The sequence below is a fragment of the Paraburkholderia megapolitana genome, from assembly GCF_007556815.1.
Taxonomy (GTDB): domain Bacteria; phylum Pseudomonadota; class Gammaproteobacteria; order Burkholderiales; family Burkholderiaceae; genus Paraburkholderia; species Paraburkholderia megapolitana.
On record NZ_CP041745.1, the window covers coordinates 4,355,756 to 4,372,689 of the forward strand.

The window sequence follows — 16,934 nt, forward strand, 5'->3', positions numbered from 1 at the left end:
CAAGCGCGGATCAAACAAGGTGCTTGACCATGAACACCCGCTTCAGACCTTTCTCCTCGGCCCGATGCGTCTCGGTGTAGCCGATGCGAGAGTAGAGCGCGATATTTTCGGTCATGGTCTCGTGGGTGTAGAGCCTGATCGCCCGGTAGCCTGCCGCTCTGGCTGAGTGCTCGGCGTATTCCAGTAGCCTTCGGCCTATTCCTGTCCCTCTTGCCGAAAGTGCCACGGCTACGTTATCGAGCAACATCGCATCCGGCTCCGGGACGAGCACGAGAATGCCTTGTATGGTGCCTTCCGTCTCGACGACGTAGACCCGGCCCGCGTCGATCAAGCGCCCGTAGTCATCCGACATCGGCCCCGGCGGTCGCCCGATACGACTGATATAAGGCGAGTAGGCCTGTCGAACGATCTCCTCGATGGCTTGACGGTCGGCCGGAACGGCGCGGCGGGGATCGAGATGCATTGCAATGTTTCTCCAGGATTCGACTGAAAGTGCGCTCCAGGTCAAGCTATAGATCCTGCGCCGCGATCCTCTCCGCGAGGAAATCGATCAGCGCCCTTACGCGGCGCGGCAACGATCGTCCAGCGACCCATACCAGGTGCACCGGCACGGGCTTCGGCTCGAACTCCGCAAGCACGACTTCCACCGCGCCCGAATCGACAAGGCTGCGCACCTGCCACAACGGCGCGCGGGCTATGCCGTGGCCTGCTGCTGCGGCCATGTTGCAAGCATCGGCGTCGTTTGCGCGCAACCTGCCATGGACCTCTACGCTGCGGCCATCCGCGCCGAAGTCCCAGACCTCCCGAAGCGGGTCCTTTCGAAGGATGCATTCGTGTTTCGCGAGGTCGGAGGGATCGGTGAGGTGACCGCGTGCGGCGAGGTATTCCGGTGCAGCAAACAGCACGCGTCGAAATTCGGTGACCCGGCGCGCCCGAAGATTTGAGTCGGGGAGACTGCCCAGACGAACAGCAAGGTCGATTCCTTCGCCAGCGAGGTCGACATGCTTTTCCGAGAACAGCAGTTCCGCGCTGACACCCGCATGGATGCCCATGAATGCGGTGACCGACGGCACGACGTATTGCACGCCGAAGGAAGACGGTGCAGCAATGCGAATAGCACCGCGTAACTGGACGTTCTGCTCGATCAATTCGTCCCGGGCCGAGTGGATTTCACGTAGCGCTGGTCGAATGCGGCTGGCGAACGCCAGGCATGCCGCTGTCGGATAGACACGACGCGTGGTTCTGGTGAACAGCGAAACGTTGAGTTGCTGCTCGATGCTCGCAAGCGAGCGGCTCACTGCCTGTAGCGAGCGGCCAAGCGATCTCGCTGCCGCGGTGAGACTGCCGTGGTCGATCACCGCGAGCAGCACTTCGTAGTCGTCACCTGCTGTCATCGTGATTCTCTCGCTGATCGGAAGAATGTCTCTCGGCTGGAACGCTATGCGCGAACAAGCGTAAATCATACAGTCGAGACACGGCATCGGGCCGCTGCAAAACTATCTGGAAGATCGACATGAGCACAGCAACACTCGCGCACGATGTACCTTTGTATGGCACGCCGATAACGCTTTTACTGGCAAAAAAAGTAGCCGAGGCCGCTGAAGATGAGGCCACTCGTCACGGGTGGCCGATGGTGATCGCGATTGTCGATAGCGGCGGTCACCTCGTGTTGCAGCACCGTCTCGATCAGGCGCAGCACGGCAGCATCGAGGTGGCCAGGCAAAAGGCCGAAACCGCGGTCAGGTTTCGGCGTTCGACGAAAGTCTTCGAAGACGCGCTCGCACAGGGCGGCATGCATCTGCGCCTGCTTGGGATGACCAATCTCACGCCGCTTGATGGCGGCATTCCGCTTGTTGTCGATGGCAGGGTTATCGGTGCGATTGGGGTATCGGGGATGCAGTCCCCTCAGGATGCAAAGGTCGCGCAGGCTGGGGTGGATGCGCTGCGATAGGTTCGCAACTGCAGCGTCTCAACCTTGCTGCAAAGGTCGCACGGGCGAGTGCGGATTCCCCGCTGTAGATTCCGGCCGCAACGCCTCAACCTTGCGGTCGAGGCGCGCAGCGCGTTTCACGCGCGTCTGGTCTGGTGAGTAGACGAGGCAAGCATCCACATCGCCGCGTAGTAGCTCGCGAGTATCCACAACGCCGACAACGGTAGCGCTGCATGAAAGCGATCCCACGCCAGCAAAGTATCGCTGAGCATGAACAGGAGACCGCCCACCGCCGCACGTCGCGCGGAGTCGCGCAGGCTATCGCCCATCGCGACATGCACCCACACGCGAGCCAGCGCCTGAGCACCCATCGTCGCAAGCACCAGCACATAAACGATCACGGGCACGCGCAACGCCGACGGCAACGTCGGCCACAGCAGCCACACGTTGACCGCCCCATAGCCGAGGCAAGCAAACACCGACAGCGGTCGAGCGGCAAACCGCGTATCGCTGCTCAATGCGACGATAAAACACAGATGCGCCAGCAAGAAGCTAACTAGTCCCGCTACAAACAGATTCCACGGCAGCATGAGGAACACATCGCCGGCCAACGACAGGACGATGCCGCGCAGCATCCACGACCGGTAGCGCGGCGCGGCCGCGTGCGCCGTCCATGCGAGCCGCAGTATCAACAGCGTCGCGAGCGGTTTGCATAGCCAGTGGAGCCAACGCCAGGGTGTATCCCCCGCATTCATGAACAGTGCGCCAAGGATTGCTCCGACCACTGCCGCGAGCGTCAAGGTTGCAAGCAACCGTGGCCTGGTCGACCCATCGCGCCCTAGCGGTCCCGACTCTCCATGCAACGTGCCGTACAACCAGTCCATCAGCGGAAACACGATGTTGAAGTTATACGTCTGCATCAGATCCCGCCGATGATGGATTCGATGCAGGCGCCGCATATGACTGATCCACGGCAGACGGGTGAGCGGATGTGTCTCGGGCAGATGTTCGCAGGCGTGAAAAATCTCATAGCTCAGGTACCCGACCAGCATCGTGCCGCAAAACAGCGCGGCGACATTGCCATCGATCTTCGCCAGTAGCCACCAGGCAACGAACAGCCCCACGCTGTACAACACGATCAACCACGCGGGAAAGAGAATGACTCGCCAGTCCTGAGCAGACTCGTAACGCATCCGCTCTTCGACGAAAAAGCTATGGTGGTCGCCGGTGTGACGCTTGTAGAACATCGCAGCCAGCCGATGTTTATAGTGACCGAGATGCTTGTGCGCAAAGTATTCGGTCCAGTTGAACAACACCAGCGCCAACGGGACAGTCAACCACTCCAGCGGCTCCACACGATGCAGTGTTCGCCAGAACAGAAACACGCAGAGAACGCCGTACGCCAGAACAAAGCCCCCGTGTACCCAGGGGCTGTAACGCGGATCAATGCCTGCGCGATAACGCATCCGGAATGCCTGAGTATCTTGAGGCACAGCGGCTCCTTCTCTCGTTGACGTCGGCAATGTGTCACGAAACGCGACGGGTTGTCTCACCGTTCTTCAGCGATCCCGTCAAAGAGCGTGTCCACTCCGGCGCTTTCCACACGTGCCGGATGCGCTGAAAGAACGGCCCCGGTTGCGCGATATCGCGTAGCAGGTCCCTATATTCGTGAAGCCAGCTAACGAACAGATTTCGCGTATGAACCTGGTTGACGATGCCATATTCAGGCGGCTCATCTTTCGATTCCTCGACGAACGTACCGAACAGACGATCCCAGACGATCAACGTACCGGCGTAATTCCTGTCGATATAGCGAGGATTGCGCCCATGATGCGCACGGTGGTGACTCGGCGTGTTGAAAATGAACTCGATGGCGGGGTGCAACTTCGGCACCAGCGTGCTGTGGATGAAGAACTGGTACACGAGGTTCAACGCGTAACACATGCCGATCCAGACCGGATTGAAACCGAGCAGCGCGAGCGGAACATAAACGAGCCAGCCACCATTGAATATGTTGGTCGCGTTCTGACGCATCGCCGTGGAGAAATTCAGGCGCTCCGACGAATGATGCGTCACGTGCGCGCACCAGAACCAGCGTATGCGGTGCGAGGCCAGGTGAAAGAAGTAGTAGGCGAAGTCGACGGCGATGTAGAGCACGATACCGACGAGCCAGCTCCAACTGATGTCGAACAGCCGGTGCCGGTAAGCGAGCGCGTAGACGGGAAAGGCGATCACGCCCGCGAATAGCAGTTCGCTGATCTGATACCCGGCCCCGAGCGTGAAGTTCAGAATCGCTTCGCGCGCATCCATCAGCTTGCTGTCGTGACGAATGCGGAAATACTCCCACAGCGCGACGCCGATGAAGACGGGCGTCGCGATGACGAAGATCAATTGACGCGCGTCCAGCGCCAGCCACGACGCGACGGTTCGACCTAGCTCGAACAGCCCGCTGTGCGTCCAGACTTCAGTGAATGTTTCGATTATCGACATGCGCGTCTCCCCAGCTTTCTTGTCTGTAGCGCTATTGAAGACCAGAAGGCGCTCGCAAGGCTTGACTAACGATGTCAGCAAATTGACAATCCGTGCCATTCGCGAATGGTCGCGGATGGGAGTGGCGATGCCGATCAAACGGGTGACAGGCGCGTGGACGCACTTGCTGGGCGACTGGCTCGACGCGGAAGCGTTGCCTGCTGCGCGCCTGCGGGCCGAGTTGGCCGCGCTCGCCGACGACGAAGTCGTGGCGATGGAAACCTGGCAGTCGCTGCTCGAACGCGCGACCGCCATGCGTCCGGCGGTGCTCGCGCCGGGCCTCGAGATCGGTGCGCTCGTCGAGCCGCGGCATGTCGGCGTGCTCGGTTATCTAGTGCTGGCCTCGGACACAGTCGGCGAGGCATTGCTCGTCTATCGCCGCTACGAACGGCTTTTCTACGGTATCGATCTCGCCGAGATCGAAATCGACGCTCAAGAGGTCGAGATTCGTTGGCCCCCGAGTGTGCCGGCCGTTTCGCAAGTCGTCGACGATGTCGCGATTGCCGCGCTCGTCACCTTCATCGCGCGACAGGTGAACGCTGCGCCGGCACCGAGCCGGATCAGTTTCGTTCACACGCCGCCCGCCGATCCCGCCACACAATTGCTCTACGAAAATTTCTTCGGATGTCCCGTGGATTTCGGCGACGTCTGCACGCGGGTTCGTTTTCCGGCTTCTTATTTAATGAAACCGATGGCGCATGCGGACCCTGGCTTGCGCGCGTTGCTCGATCGTCAGGCGCAGGCGCTCCTGCTCGCGCAGCCGGATCCGGATGCGTTTGAGCGCGCCGTTCAGGAGAGTTTGCTTAAGCTGTTGCCTGAAGGCGCGCCGACTATTTCCCGCGTTGCGCAGGCGTTGCATATGTCGTCACGCACGCTGCAGCGAAGACTCGATGCGGCCGGCGAAACGTGGCAGTCGTTGCTCGACCGTACGCGGGAGCATCTGGCGCGTCAGTACCTGCTCGATCGAAGCCTGAGTCTCAGCGATATCGCGTTGCTGCTCGGTTATTCGGAGCAGAGTGCGTTTAACCGCGCATTTCGTCGATGGACCGACGAGACGCCGGCCCGTGCGCGACGCGGGGAACGCGATGCGTAGTGACGAATCGTGGAATCAGGTCGTCGCCAGACCCGATTGCTGCGCGGCCTGCATGACCTTCTGCACGTAAGTCGGATCGCCAGTGCCGGCGGGTGTCGAGTTCAGATTGTTGAGGTCGACACCGTTCGGACCGGAGTTGTACGCGCGTAGCGCCGCTTCCATGTTGCCGCCGAACTGCGAGGAAAGCGACTTCATGTAGTTCGCACCGGCTTTGATGTTGTCGGCGGGGTTGGAGATATCGCCGCCGCCGTTTTGCTGGAACTCATTGTCGCCGAGTTGCATCAAGCCGCCGCCGGGGGTGCTCGCAATCCCCTTGGATTCCTGCCAGATCTGGCCCGCGAGGATACCGGGAGGCACGCCGGTCGCCTGCGAAGCCGACATGATCTGATCGTGGTACGTGCTCGCAATCTGCTGCGGCGTCATGTCGCCGCCGGAGGTTTGCTGTGTCGGCGTGACGGACGATGCTTGCGCGGGCTGCTGCACCGGCGGCGCGGCGGGTGGTTGCGCCGGTGGCTGTGCAGGCGGTTGTGCCGGTGGTTGCGAAGGCTGTTGCGCGTCCGATGTGACGGGCGGTGGCGGCGGTGGTGCCTGCGTGGATGGCTGACCGCCCTGCGCCCCTGCTGGCGGCGCTTGCGGCGCCTGCTGAGGCGCCGAATCCGGCGAGAACGGTTGCGAGCCCGGCGAAGCAGACGACTTGCTGCCGACCGGTGGCGCGTCATCGTCGCCGCCCTGATTCTGCATCTGCTGCAGCAGATACTGGATCATCTCGATCAGTTGCTCGATGAACTGCATGTTCTTCGTGGCATCGCTTTGCGACGGATCGGTCACGCTGTTATCGAGCGCGGACGAAGGTTGGTTCTGCATGACGTTGAGCATGGTTTGCCCCCGCATGAGGTTGGCTTGTTCCGATTATTGGACGCTGCCTCGCTTCAGGGAGAACGCGATGCGAAGCAAGCGACAGCCATGCGAAGCAAAAGCCTGCAACGTGCAGCGATGCTTTATGTATTTGGTAGCGTAGATTTCTTGCCACGCCGACGCGGCTTGGGCTCGACGCCCACGCGCGGATCGCGTGCGAGGACAAGCGCCGTCATTCGCTCCACGACGTCTTCAAACGCCGGATCGGCTTCCGGGACGTAAAGCCATTTACCAAGTACCGGATGCGGCCGCAACGCGGGCATTTCATCGATGAGCGCGGCGTGGCGGTCCTGCGATGTGCATACAAGCAGGCCATTCCACGGCGCGTCGCGATCGGCGGCGATCAGGCATAACAGGCCGTCGATATATGCGGCGTCGCTGCCGAACATCCGCTTGTGGATGTAGGTCGGCTCGCGCTCGAATGCGTCGAAGATCCAAAGGAGGGAGTTGCGGATGGTGGATGGCATCGGTGTTAAATTCCTGGCGACTGCAACACGGTGAAGTGTATGACTACAACCATTCCAGCCCCTTCCTCAGGGTCTCGCGTGCATTGTCCGTAATCACGTCGCCATGCGCTACGACGACACGCTCGAACGGCAATGCGAGGATGCGCGCGATGCTTTCTCTTGCGGCGCGTCGATTGGTATACACCACGCGCATCATGGGCGGCCATGTGACGTTGCCCAGCATGCCATTCAACTTGAGATAGCCGCGCGTCAGCCAGTGCGAATGCGCCTTGAAGTTTTCAACGAGGTCGGAGGTGATGAGCGTTTTCGAAGCCGGGTGATAAAAGACGGTTTCCCTCAACATGCTGCCCACGATCGTGATCGACACGAGGTCGCTGCGCCAGTCAGGATCGGGTTCTTCCGATAAAACCGCATCGAAATGCAGGTCGCGCCGTTTCCGGTGTAGCTTCGCTGGTCCATGCAACCTGGCATCGGGATAGGTCGTCAGGGCCTGCTGCGCATACACGTGGTGAAACAGATTCGGACAGACGATGTGGCCGACTGGGCCGATCGCATCGATGGGGGCGCGCAACTCCGGTGTGATCGGCACTGGGGAATGCAATAGCACCTTGCCCGACGAAAGACGGATCACCGTCATGCGTGTGTCGACATGCAGCCCAAGAAAACTGTGCGGGGCTTTGCTCACCCAGATGTCCTCGGCAATCTTTTCAAGCTCGCTCGTTTTGATTTGATTCATGCGGCTCCCTGGTCGATCTGTTGAGTTGGAGAGGGTTGGTTTCTGCGGACACCTCGCAGTTGAATCAACTCGCCCTCTCGATGTTCACACACTTCTATTGTGCATTTGCGATTACGGACAGGATAAAGACATCGCGTTTGACGTACACGCTGTCGTAGGAGATAGTCCAATTCATTCAACCACGTTGACAGTCTCAATGAACAAGAAAAAATGGTTGCGGGTTGCCCTGATTATCACGGCTGTTGCGCTTTATCGGGTGTACACATACGTTCACCACATACAAACAGGCTGCATGCAGGTCGGCGCGCATCAACGATGCCGCTTTGAAAACGCCGCGAACTTCGAGGGGTTGCTGCACGTCGACTTGCTGTTCACGTGTGGCTGGGTAGCGGGCGCGATACTGTGTTGGCTCGCTTTCATGTGGTCACGGAAGAAAGGGGATTAAGCGGCTCCTTATTTTTCGCTTCAGGTTCTGGCGCGAGATGCCCAGCCCTATCTGCCACGCACGCCTATAATCCTCCGTGACACTACGTGTTCCAATGAGGATTACAACCATGCCCCTCGATCTCTCACATATCGCGCGTTTGCTCGTCGTACTTGTTGTGGCGATTGGTGTCGTGAAGCTTTTCGGTTACCTGCGTCGCAATAGATAGAAGCACCTCGGCCCAGTCACGTATAGGCAGAGCGAGCTAAACGATGTCCCTTTGTGATTGCTCCAATTGAGGAGTCGAAGAATGGAAACGCCTAAGGTAGGCCGGGTAGCGAAGACGTTACTCAGCCATTCGTCGATGTCGGTGGCTAACTTCCGCTGCGATTCAAGAGTGGTGGGGTCACACGGCGAGTCGTCGATTTCCTACGTGACACGGGGTAGCCTGGGATATCAAGCGCGTGGGAAATCCTTTGATCTTGTTGCTGGGTCGATTCTCGTTGGGCGGCCTGGTGTCGATTATGTTTGTACTCACGATCGGAATGTAAGCGGCGAGTGCTTGTCGTTTCGCTTCACACCCGAATTGATCGAAGCGATCGGCGACGCTCCGGAGGTTTGGCACGTAGACGGTGTGCCACCGTTAGCCGAGATGATGGTTCTCGGCGAGCTCGCTCAAGCCGCCGCCAACGGTACGAGCGATGTCGGGCTCGACGAAATCGGCATGCTCTTTGCCGCGCGCCTGACAGAAGTGATTTCCGGCCGGAAGCAGAGAGTGACCGACGCCACCGGGAGCGACCGCCGACGTGCCGTCGATGCAGCGCTCTGGATCGATGCAAACTCTCAGGAAGGCATCGATCTTGAAGGTGCGGCCAAGGTTGTGGGTTTGAGCAACTTCCATTTCCTGCGCGTGTTCTCTAAAGCGCTCGGCGTCACTCCGCATCAGTACCTCGTTCGCTGCCGGCTGCGCCATGCGGCCCGTCTTCTGGCCGATGATACGAGGTCTATCAGCGAGATCGCACTCGATGTTGGGTTTGGCGACATTTCGAATTTCGTCCGTACCTTTCACCGGGCTGCGGGCGTTCCGCCGAGAAGTTTTCGCCAGATGGCTCGCGGCAAACGTGCTGAGACGCGAGATTTGCAGAGCGTTTTCCGTTGAGAATGGGCTGTAGCTCGTCAGGAATCTCGACGCCGCCGCGATCAAATCCCGCCCGAAAATAGCAGCAATATCCTCCAAGTATTCCCATCTCCCCCGCCGTAAGCTGGGTCCACGAAGCGTATTCGTGAACCTTGGTTTATCTGCGCGGGCTAGATGCGATGGCTCGGCGAGAGATCGTCGCAATCGTCAATACATTGGAGATGTAAATGCAGGCATATCACCTGGAAGAATTTGGCAAACCCGAAGGCATCGTATTGCGTAATCGAGACGAGCCGAAGCCTGGTCCGAATGATGTGGTTATTCGTGTCCGCGCGGCGTCACTCAATCGACGCGACTTGATGATCCTGGCGCGGACGTACCCGTTGCCGGCGAAGCCGGATGTCGTGCCGTTAAGCGACGGTGCCGGCGAAGTTGTCGCCATCGGCGACAGGGTTTCCAGGTTCAAGGTCGGCGACCGGGTAACCGGAAGTTATTGGCCTCGCTGGCGGGATGGGCGCCTTGCCGCGGATTACATGGATCAGTTGGGTTGCACGGTCGACGGTATGGCGGCCGAGTTCGCTGTGTTTAACGAGCAGTGGCTCGTCCGGTTGCCGGACTATCTGACGTGGGAAGAGGGAGCGAGTCTTAGCTGTGCGGGTGTGACTGCGTGGTGCTCAGTCATGGCATCCGGATCGCTTAAGCCAGGTCAGACTGTTTTGACGCTCGGTACCGGTGACGTGTCGCTCTTTGCTGTGCAATTCGCGAAGATGATGGGTTGCCGTGTTATTGCCACCACGTCTCAAGATGCTAAAGCTGAGAAACTCAAGACGTTGGGGGCCGATCACGTTATTAACTACGTCGAAACTCCGCAGTGGGGCGCGGCAGTGCGCGAGCTTACTGGTGGGCTCGGAGCAGATCTCGTCGTCGAAACGATGGGGCCCGAGACGATCGAGCAGTCCTTGATTGCGTCGGCTAGTTACTCGGAGATCGTTGTTCTCATCTGGAAGAGTGTGAAGCAATCCGCGTTGGTGCTTCCTGCGAGTGCTTATGGGCCGAAGCTTACGACTATCCGTAGGCTGTTTGTGGGTAGTCGTGTTGATCTTGAGGCGATGATCAAGGCGATGAGTGCGCGTGAGATTCGGCCTGTTGTGGATCGTGCGTTTCCTTTTGCACAGGCTCATGAGGCTTATAGGTACTACGAGGGGAGGAGTGGGTTTGGGAAAGTGGTGTTGCTTGGGGAATAGAAACGTACTTGCTCAAAACCCGTACGCGGCAGAGAGTTGGTTCGCTCCCTGCCGCGTACGGGAACTCAAGGCGTGACTATTTATTGCGCTGGCCACGGGAACGATATCGCGCAGTTCGGAGCGTGTGCGGTGCTCGGACTCAGCGCGTTCTTGACCAGTTGAATTGCGACGTTGTCGTAGGAGAGATCGGCGTGGTCTACAGCGTCCAACGGGCAGGACGATTGCACGTATTCGTTGGTTACGCCCGGCTCATTGATGAAAGACGAGCCTACCGGAGTCACGACGAATTCGTCTTTGGTTTCAATGATCGTGTAACCGACACCGGCCTGTGCGATCGGGCCGCTGTCGAGTTGCTGGATCATCGCGGAGCCATTTTCTTGATCCGCGCAGGCCGGACAGGCGGCACCTACAAGCTGATTGGCTCCCGGAAAGACAGAGGCGAGCAGGGTAAGCCCATCCAGGGTCGTGCCATGCGTAGTCGGCGACAAACCAACGAGGTTGTGGATATACGGAGCGCCGCCGATCACCTTCGCATAATATTCGGCCAGCATACCGCCCTGCGAGTGGCCAACCAGATCGACCTTGGTAGCCCCGGTTTCGCTTAACACCTGCTGTACGTAACTGGCGAGTACCGATGCCGACGAAATCGCCGAGCCGGTTGCCTGGATAAGACTGTTAGGACTGGCGCCACCGTAATTGAAGGTATAAACGCAATAGCCGGCGTTGGCCAGATCCGGCGCCAGCGCGCCGAAGTCATCCTCCATCACAGAGAAGGTGCCGTTTACCAGAACCACTGGATACGGATGCTGCTTAAGACTGCATGACTGCAGGTTGGCGCCGGGAGGCGCCGCGGCCGGATTCGGAAGTGCGTTGACAATGCCCACGGCAATGTTAGGTGCCACGGAGTAGGTGCTGGCGAAAGTTGGAGTTGCTACAAGTGCGGTAACCAGGGCGGCTATTGAAGGCAGGTTGAACAGACGGGATAAGCGGAATGAATATTCACTCATGTTCGTATCTCCAATGTTGTGTTTGTGTAAGCCTCATCGTCGATCGCCACTGCGTTTGCTTCGAGAACGGGTCGACCTGCAACGAAGACTCTTCCCGCTAGACTGCTGCTGTCTTGACAGCGTTTGCCGTGCCATTGTGAAATTGCGCCACGAAGATCTATCGATGTCAGGGAGATCTATGGCCGTTATCGACAGGAAGATGGCAGGCACGGTTGCAGGACAATATGTCAGCCTGCTGCTGGACTATCTGCGTTCGCGCGGTCATTCTCCCGAGGCACTTTTCGGGGCTACGCTGATAGCTGCGATTGAATCCGTAGACGTGCCGTTGCGGCTAACGACGGAGGAGTATTTCGACATCCTCGAGCGGGCGGTGGTCGTCACCGGCGATCCCGACCTTGGCTTCAACGCAGGCATTCTTATCGCGCCACGACACCTTGGTGTTGTCGGCTATGTGGTGATGTGCTGTACCAACCTCGGCAGCGCGCTCGCGGAATACGATCGCTACGTGCGATTGGTACATGGTATTGGTCGGCCGCTGCTGGTACGGCATGGTGATCGCGTTGAAATGCCGCTGGACTGGTCGGGTACATCCGCGCCACCGCCTGCGTTGGCGCAGTTGATCATGACAACTCGGGTGCGTATGAGCCGCCTGCTGATCGGTCGGGAGACTGCGCCCGTCGATGTCGATTTTCAGTTTGCGACGCCGCAGGATCCCGATGCTTATCAGCGGTTCTTCGGCGGTCGGGTCAACTTTGCAGCGGCGCAGACCAAGTTGATGTTTCCTGCTAGTTATCTGGAAGCACCCGTGATCATGGCCAGCGCGGAGATGGCTCGTGTCATCGGTGCGCGGGCGGAGGCGCAGATAAGACAGTTGACTGATGATGAGCCGGAGTTCATGCGTCAGCTCAAGGCCATGTTGAGCCAGGGACTTGCTATGGGCGGGATCGGTGCGGTCGACGTCGCGCAACGTATGGGGATTTCCTCGCGTACGCTTCATCGACGTCTGTCCGAATGTGCGTATGTGTTCCGCGATGTGCTGGACGATGTGCGTCGCGAACGTGCTGAATCTTATCTGGCGTTGTCGCAACATTCGCTGGCCGAGGTTGCTTTTATGCTTGGTTATACCGAGCAAAGTGCTTTTCAGCATGCGTTCAAGCGTTGGACTGGGATCACGCCGCAGCGGTATCGTGTGGGGGCGATGTCGACGTAGGGGGTTGGGGGGGGTTGGTGCGCTCGGCTGGGCAACATCACATCAACTTATCTTCAGTAGACGACCCAGGCATCCTGCCAGTTAGTGCGCCGTCCAGGTTCGTATGTCCATGCTGCCTGGCCGCAGCAACCGGATTGCGGGAATGGCTTGCAGCGATACAACGTACCCGCATCGCTGACGATTTCACCGCCGTTGTATTTCGTACCCTCGCGATACGGTGGATACGTACTCGATGCTCGCACAACTACCGTCTGACTCGCCGTCGTCGTTGCTTTCCCGTGGGACACCTTGACGGTGAATACCAGCGAGGTATCGGCGGTGACCTTCGGTAGACGTGCCGTCAGATGTTCCTCGTGCGCCTCCGCGGTGACGCTTGCGGGATAGCTCCATGCATAGGTCAATGCGTCGCCGTCGGGATCGGAGGATCCGGGTGCGCTCAGCGAAATTGAATCGCCACTTGTTGCGCTCGTGGGTCTGGGCAACATGGCAACTGGTGGTGGGTTTGCTTCGGCGGAAGCGCGGTTGCTCAAGTCCACGCTGTCAGACAGTGTCACACCACGTGCGTTAGCGAGGGCTGGCGCGAACGAGTATTGCCAGTCGATCCAAGGAATGTCCAATCGGTCGAGTTTTCGCGGGGTCATGGATAGGCTAATATTTTCCTTGTTAATGCTTATATTATGCTTATAATTTCACGTGAACTCGATTGGCTGGACGCCGAAAGCTGCAAAGCAGTTACGCAAGCTCGACCGGCAGCATCAGGTTGCAATCCGCGACCGAGTAAACACCCTGACCACGATGCCCGATTGTCAGAACGTAAAGGCGCTGACGAGCCATAACTACGGATATCGCCTCAGAGTCGGCGACTACCGGGTTTTGTTTAACTGGGACGGCGAGATTCGAGTCGTCGAAATCGAAGAAGTAAGGAAGCGCGATGAACGCACGTACTAACATTCAGGTCATCAACGGAGCCGACGGTAAGCCAGCTTTTGTTGTGATTCCCTACGCGGAATACGTCGCCGAACATGGTGTCGAGCGCGATCTGATCCCGCACGCTGTTGTTAGCCGTACGGTCGACGGTGCTGCGCCGGTTCGTGCATGGCGCGAACACCTCGGCCTTACACAAGGGGAAGTCGCTGGGCGCCTCGGTATTTCGCAATCGGCTTATGCGCAGCAGGAGGCTAATCCGCGCTTGCGGAAACAGTCGCGTGCGAAGATCGCGATGGCGCTTGGTATTGCTGATGCGCAGCTCGACTTTTGAGACTGGGAAAAGTAACGACTACGCCTAGCCGCAGCCATGTAGGTGCAATTTAGGTGTAGTTGGGAGGAAGTGGGAGCGGGTGGATTTACCGAAACCCTTGTCAGGCTTGGTGCGCCCGGCTGGGATCGAACCAGCAACCCCTGCCTTTGGAGAGCAGTACTCTATCTTTTCTCCACTTCGCATCTTCAATAGGGTGACGGCTTTCGTCTCACGCCTTTCAAGCAATCGATGTCTTCAACGGTTCTGTCCAGTAGCCGGCTAGGACGCGACTCCCGCTCTACATTAACTCGTTGGCCAGACGTTCTTGAAGTCCATTTTTACTCGGATCGCTGTCTTAAAGTCCATGATCGCTCGAGCAGCGTCTACTTTGCCCCACCAGGCGTCCACAACGTAGGTGTTCACTCGGTCCCAGTAGCGGTAGGCGTTGTTCCCGATTTTCTGCTGGGCGTTCACCGGGGCCAGCACGCAAATCAACCCAAGGCCTGTAATCGCGCTCTGCGGCAGAGTCATCGACTGGTTTTTTATGTCGACTGCAAAGATTTGGTGGCCATCGGCAATCTGGACAGTCACGTCGAACCCATCCGGCAGTTCGTCCCCGTGAGCCAAACTGCAACGAAACTTCTCGTACACGATATCGGCGAATGTGACACCTATCTTGCCTTTGGAGTCTTTGAACGGGAACAATGTCTCCACCAAGTTGATGCCGCCGAACATCAGTTCAACGATATCTATATTGTCGTTGATGAACTTACGAAAGCGCAGTCCGACTTGGTTGGTGTACAAGTAAGTCTTTTTGGCCGTACCGTCGATAGCCAAACACGCGTACAGCATCGCTTGATCCATATCCTGCTTGTCGAGCGCATCGAGCGAGTGTTTTATGTGGTCGGAGGTCTTCATGATTACCGTATGTTTACTCCCGGGTCGCCGCGCACCTATGCTGGATTGGGGCCGCTAGCTGGGCGCATCTGCGCGGACGTCATCGCTACTACCTCTTGGTGCCGTTGGCGTCGCGCCTCATCATCTGCCGCAAGCTCTTCACGATATTTCTCGATCAGCGTAAACAGGCTGGCCTTTATCTTATGAGCGGCCACTATCTCCGACTCCAACTGTTTTGGGGAACGGGTGATGAAGTCACTACTTTCGCTCTGAAGGGCTGCGGCTATCTCCTCCAGCCTCGCGAGGTCCGCCGCTATGCTCTGTTCCCACGCCACCATATTTCCCGATCTGCCAAGACCTCTCATAGCCAGCACACGAGGCCTAGAGTTAGCCGCAACTTCAATCAAGGCTCGAAGAGTCGAAAGCGCTTCGTGCGCGTCGCCTAGTCCCTTCCGGAGTTCTAACCGCAAGTCTAGTTTCTTGATCTGGTTGCTTCGCACATACGCTGCGATAGCAATGGAGGTGCCCATTAGCCCCGTCAATATTCCTATGTAAGCAGGCAGGTCCGCCATAACGGATTCCCCTTTGGGGTTTGATATCCGTAATGTGCCAGCAATTTTCCGTTTTGCGGCTAAGTGATTGAGCTCGGTCGAGACGTTGGGTGATACTTGGAGGAACGAAGGGCGAAACGCCGACCGCCATACAGGCTGCGTTTCGGCCGCATCTAGACTCTCGACCTATACGTCCAGCGACCTCTCCCCCACGCCCAGAGAGTTCGCCAATTGTGAATCTGCCGTTTGACCTGACACAAAGCAACGCCTTTGGTCTGCGGAACAGCGAAGCACTATACTGTCTCCGGACGAGTGCATCTATTGAGAATTGTTTCTATAAATGTCAAAACCATAAGTTGGAAATCCGAATTAACCGGGGCACGAAAATGCAAGAAATTCAGGAAGAGAAATATTTTAGAATCTACGCATGGTCATATTTTTCCCTTCATGCGACACAGCGGTTACAAGCGTTTCAGTTTTTCATCACATTGATCACAGCACTTATTGCCGGGTTTGCGGCAATTGCAAAATCAGATATTTATCGCTGGTTATCCATAATAGGATTTCTCATCTCCTTTCTTAGTTTTATATTTTGGAAACTCGAATGTCGAACAAAGGAACTCGTAAAAAATGGCGAAGAAGCCCTAAAATATCTGGATCGCTTGCATCCTTTGAACGAAATTGATAATAATTTAAATTATCTGCGAATTTTTGAACGAGATGAAAAAATAACGAAATCCCGGGAAAAATTTCCACTTTGGAGCGGGCATTTCAGTTATTCCAGATGTTTTAATTTTGTTTTTATCTGTTTTGGGATTGCTGGTTTGGTCGGTGGTATCGCTTGTCTACTCTTCGGGAAATAATTGTCGGTACGCCCAACTCGCACAACCTCGGGTCATAAATCCAATATAGCTCACTGGGCTAGATATTTGAATTTGGTCATTCCAGCTTTCATCGCCAACTCCAAGTCAAACCCAGCGTCATCGTCTGACCTAAGTTTGGGAGCCCACAGATCGTTAAGCGCTTTCAGGTACGCAATAGAACCCCTTACAGTAATTTCAAGGAACCCGAGGAAGCGTTCACAGTCGGGAGGATAAAGAAGATCCGTCTCACTGTCGAAAAATTTGTGCTTTCCCGCCTCGTCCAGGTATGTGTTGATCGCGGTCTCAAGTAACCACAGGTTCACTAAGATTGCGTATTTTGGCTCACCCAGACGTCCCGCAATTTGACGCAATGCCGGTTGCCATTCAATAGCCTTTCCTACCAAATCTGAATGAATATGGCCAACAAACTTGTTTCGAAGATACTTCGCGAACTCCAAGTTCTTATAAAGCGGCTTGATGACCGCTGATGGTCCACGGTGAAGCTTATAGGTGGAACGAAGTTTTAGTTCGAAGTCAGCGACGTTAGCGAGAGCGATCAGCGCCGCCTTTAGATGAACACAGCCCTCAACATCCCGAATTCCCGTCGCCGTAAAGTGCGAATCTACAGTAACAAGGTCCGCCCAATGAACACCTACTTGAATGAGCTGAGCAAGGTTCATAGTGAGGTCTCAC

Annotated in this window: 20 protein-coding genes and 1 tRNA gene; 8 read left to right on the forward strand and 13 right to left on the reverse strand. The window is 57.2% G+C overall.

Features of this window, described 5'->3' with window-relative positions:
- Positions 1 to 10 precede the first annotated feature (10 nt).
- Together FNZ07_RS32925 and FNZ07_RS32930 are read right to left on the reverse strand one after the other, a co-directional pair.
- Positions 11 to 463, reverse strand: coding sequence for a GNAT family N-acetyltransferase (locus tag FNZ07_RS32925; RefSeq protein WP_091017152.1), 453 nt, complete (start codon positions 461 to 463; stop codon positions 11 to 13).
- 46 nt (positions 464 to 509) lie between these two features.
- A complete protein-coding gene (locus FNZ07_RS32930) occupies positions 510 to 1,394 on the reverse strand; it encodes a LysR family transcriptional regulator (protein ID WP_211367943.1) in 885 nt (294 codons plus the stop codon).
- A gap of 119 nt (positions 1,395 to 1,513) precedes the next feature.
- On the opposite strand from FNZ07_RS32930, the gene FNZ07_RS32935 reads away from it, so the two are divergent.
- Positions 1,514 to 1,951 carry a GlcG/HbpS family heme-binding protein gene (locus FNZ07_RS32935; RefSeq protein ID WP_091017149.1) on the forward strand — a complete coding sequence of 146 codons (438 nt, stop codon included), beginning with the start codon at positions 1,514 to 1,516 and terminating at the stop codon, positions 1,949 to 1,951.
- Between the two features lie 116 nt (positions 1,952 to 2,067).
- Here the strand turns inward: FNZ07_RS32935 and FNZ07_RS33920 are convergent, their stop codons facing one another.
- Positions 2,068 to 3,423, reverse strand: coding sequence for a lysoplasmalogenase (locus FNZ07_RS33920; protein ID WP_144269499.1), 1,356 nt, complete (start codon positions 3,421 to 3,423; stop codon positions 2,068 to 2,070).
- Between the two features lie 34 nt (positions 3,424 to 3,457).
- On the reverse strand, positions 3,458 to 4,420 hold the full coding sequence (locus FNZ07_RS32945; protein WP_091017147.1) for a sterol desaturase family protein: 963 nt from the start codon (positions 4,418 to 4,420) through the stop codon (positions 3,458 to 3,460).
- Positions 4,421 to 4,547: 127 nt separating this feature from the next.
- Between FNZ07_RS32945 and FNZ07_RS32950 the strand changes: the two genes are divergently transcribed.
- Positions 4,548 to 5,552, forward strand: coding sequence for a helix-turn-helix transcriptional regulator (locus tag FNZ07_RS32950; protein WP_211367945.1), 1,005 nt, complete (start codon positions 4,548 to 4,550; stop codon positions 5,550 to 5,552).
- Between the two features lie 15 nt (positions 5,553 to 5,567).
- Here FNZ07_RS32950 and FNZ07_RS32955 read toward each other — a convergent pair whose 3' ends face one another.
- From FNZ07_RS32955 to FNZ07_RS33825, 4 genes are all read right to left on the reverse strand, one after another.
- Positions 5,568 to 6,428, reverse strand: a complete 861-nt coding sequence (locus FNZ07_RS32955; RefSeq protein WP_211367947.1) for a lytic transglycosylase domain-containing protein — start codon at positions 6,426 to 6,428, stop codon at positions 5,568 to 5,570.
- Between the two features lie 122 nt (positions 6,429 to 6,550).
- Positions 6,551 to 6,934 carry a hypothetical protein gene (locus FNZ07_RS32960; RefSeq protein WP_091017142.1) on the reverse strand — a complete coding sequence of 128 codons (384 nt, stop codon included), beginning with the start codon at positions 6,932 to 6,934 and terminating at the stop codon, positions 6,551 to 6,553.
- 43 nt (positions 6,935 to 6,977) lie between these two features.
- Positions 6,978 to 7,670 carry a DUF4336 domain-containing protein gene (locus FNZ07_RS32965; protein WP_091017140.1) on the reverse strand — a complete coding sequence of 231 codons (693 nt, stop codon included), beginning with the start codon at positions 7,668 to 7,670 and terminating at the stop codon, positions 6,978 to 6,980.
- 193 nt (positions 7,671 to 7,863) lie between these two features.
- A complete protein-coding gene (locus FNZ07_RS33825; protein ID WP_170275870.1) occupies positions 7,864 to 8,028 on the reverse strand; it encodes a hypothetical protein in 165 nt (54 codons plus the stop codon).
- A gap of 376 nt (positions 8,029 to 8,404) precedes the next feature.
- Here FNZ07_RS33825 and FNZ07_RS32975 point away from each other — a divergent pair, with 376 nt between their 5' ends.
- Together FNZ07_RS32975 and FNZ07_RS32980 are read left to right on the forward strand one after the other, a co-directional pair.
- A complete protein-coding gene (locus tag FNZ07_RS32975) occupies positions 8,405 to 9,253 on the forward strand; it encodes a helix-turn-helix domain-containing protein (protein ID WP_091017136.1) in 849 nt (282 codons plus the stop codon).
- A 206-nt stretch (positions 9,254 to 9,459) separates the two neighbouring features.
- Positions 9,460 to 10,476: a zinc-dependent alcohol dehydrogenase family protein gene (locus tag FNZ07_RS32980; protein ID WP_091017134.1), complete on the forward strand. Its 1,017-nt coding sequence runs from the start codon at positions 9,460 to 9,462 to the stop codon at positions 10,474 to 10,476.
- 80 nt (positions 10,477 to 10,556) lie between these two features.
- Here the strand turns inward: FNZ07_RS32980 and FNZ07_RS32985 are convergent, their stop codons facing one another.
- Positions 10,557 to 11,483 (reverse strand): esterase/lipase family protein, encoded by a 927-nt coding sequence (locus FNZ07_RS32985; RefSeq protein WP_091017131.1) that lies wholly within the window; start codon positions 11,481 to 11,483, stop codon positions 10,557 to 10,559.
- 178 nt (positions 11,484 to 11,661) lie between these two features.
- Here FNZ07_RS32985 and FNZ07_RS32990 point away from each other — a divergent pair, with 178 nt between their 5' ends.
- Entirely contained in the window at positions 11,662 to 12,693 is a 1,032-nt protein-coding gene (locus FNZ07_RS32990; protein WP_170275871.1) for an AraC family transcriptional regulator, read from the forward strand.
- Positions 12,694 to 12,746: 53 nt separating this feature from the next.
- Here FNZ07_RS32990 and FNZ07_RS32995 read toward each other — a convergent pair whose 3' ends face one another.
- Positions 12,747 to 13,178, reverse strand: coding sequence for a PKD domain-containing protein (locus FNZ07_RS32995; RefSeq protein ID WP_143098141.1), 432 nt, complete (start codon positions 13,176 to 13,178; stop codon positions 12,747 to 12,749).
- Positions 13,179 to 13,386: 208 nt separating this feature from the next.
- Between FNZ07_RS32995 and FNZ07_RS33000 the strand changes: the two genes are divergently transcribed.
- Positions 13,387 to 13,641, forward strand: coding sequence for a type II toxin-antitoxin system RelE family toxin (locus FNZ07_RS33000; protein ID WP_091017125.1), 255 nt, complete (start codon positions 13,387 to 13,389; stop codon positions 13,639 to 13,641).
- Positions 13,625 to 13,951 carry a helix-turn-helix domain-containing protein gene (locus FNZ07_RS33005; RefSeq protein ID WP_091017122.1) on the forward strand — a complete coding sequence of 109 codons (327 nt, stop codon included), beginning with the start codon at positions 13,625 to 13,627 and terminating at the stop codon, positions 13,949 to 13,951. Before FNZ07_RS33000 ends, FNZ07_RS33005 begins: the two co-directional genes overlap by 17 nt.
- Positions 13,952 to 14,058: 107 nt before the next feature.
- Here FNZ07_RS33005 and FNZ07_RS33830 read toward each other — a convergent pair.
- Positions 14,059 to 14,132: transfer RNA gene (locus tag FNZ07_RS33830), tRNA-Ser, on the reverse strand.
- A 101-nt stretch (positions 14,133 to 14,233) separates the two neighbouring features.
- The gene (locus tag FNZ07_RS33010; RefSeq protein WP_091017119.1) at positions 14,234 to 14,848 is read right to left on the reverse strand and encodes a hypothetical protein; all 615 of its coding nucleotides are present in this window, start codon (positions 14,846 to 14,848) and stop codon (positions 14,234 to 14,236) included.
- A 916-nt stretch (positions 14,849 to 15,764) separates the two neighbouring features.
- Here FNZ07_RS33010 and FNZ07_RS33015 point away from each other — a divergent pair.
- Entirely contained in the window at positions 15,765 to 16,241 is a 477-nt protein-coding gene (locus FNZ07_RS33015; protein ID WP_143098140.1) for a RipA family octameric membrane protein, read from the forward strand.
- Between the two features lie 50 nt (positions 16,242 to 16,291).
- On the opposite strand, the gene FNZ07_RS33020 is transcribed toward FNZ07_RS33015, so the two are convergent.
- A complete protein-coding gene (locus FNZ07_RS33020) occupies positions 16,292 to 16,921 on the reverse strand; it encodes a hypothetical protein (RefSeq protein WP_091017114.1) in 630 nt (209 codons plus the stop codon).
- Positions 16,922 to 16,934: the final 13 nt, after the last annotated feature.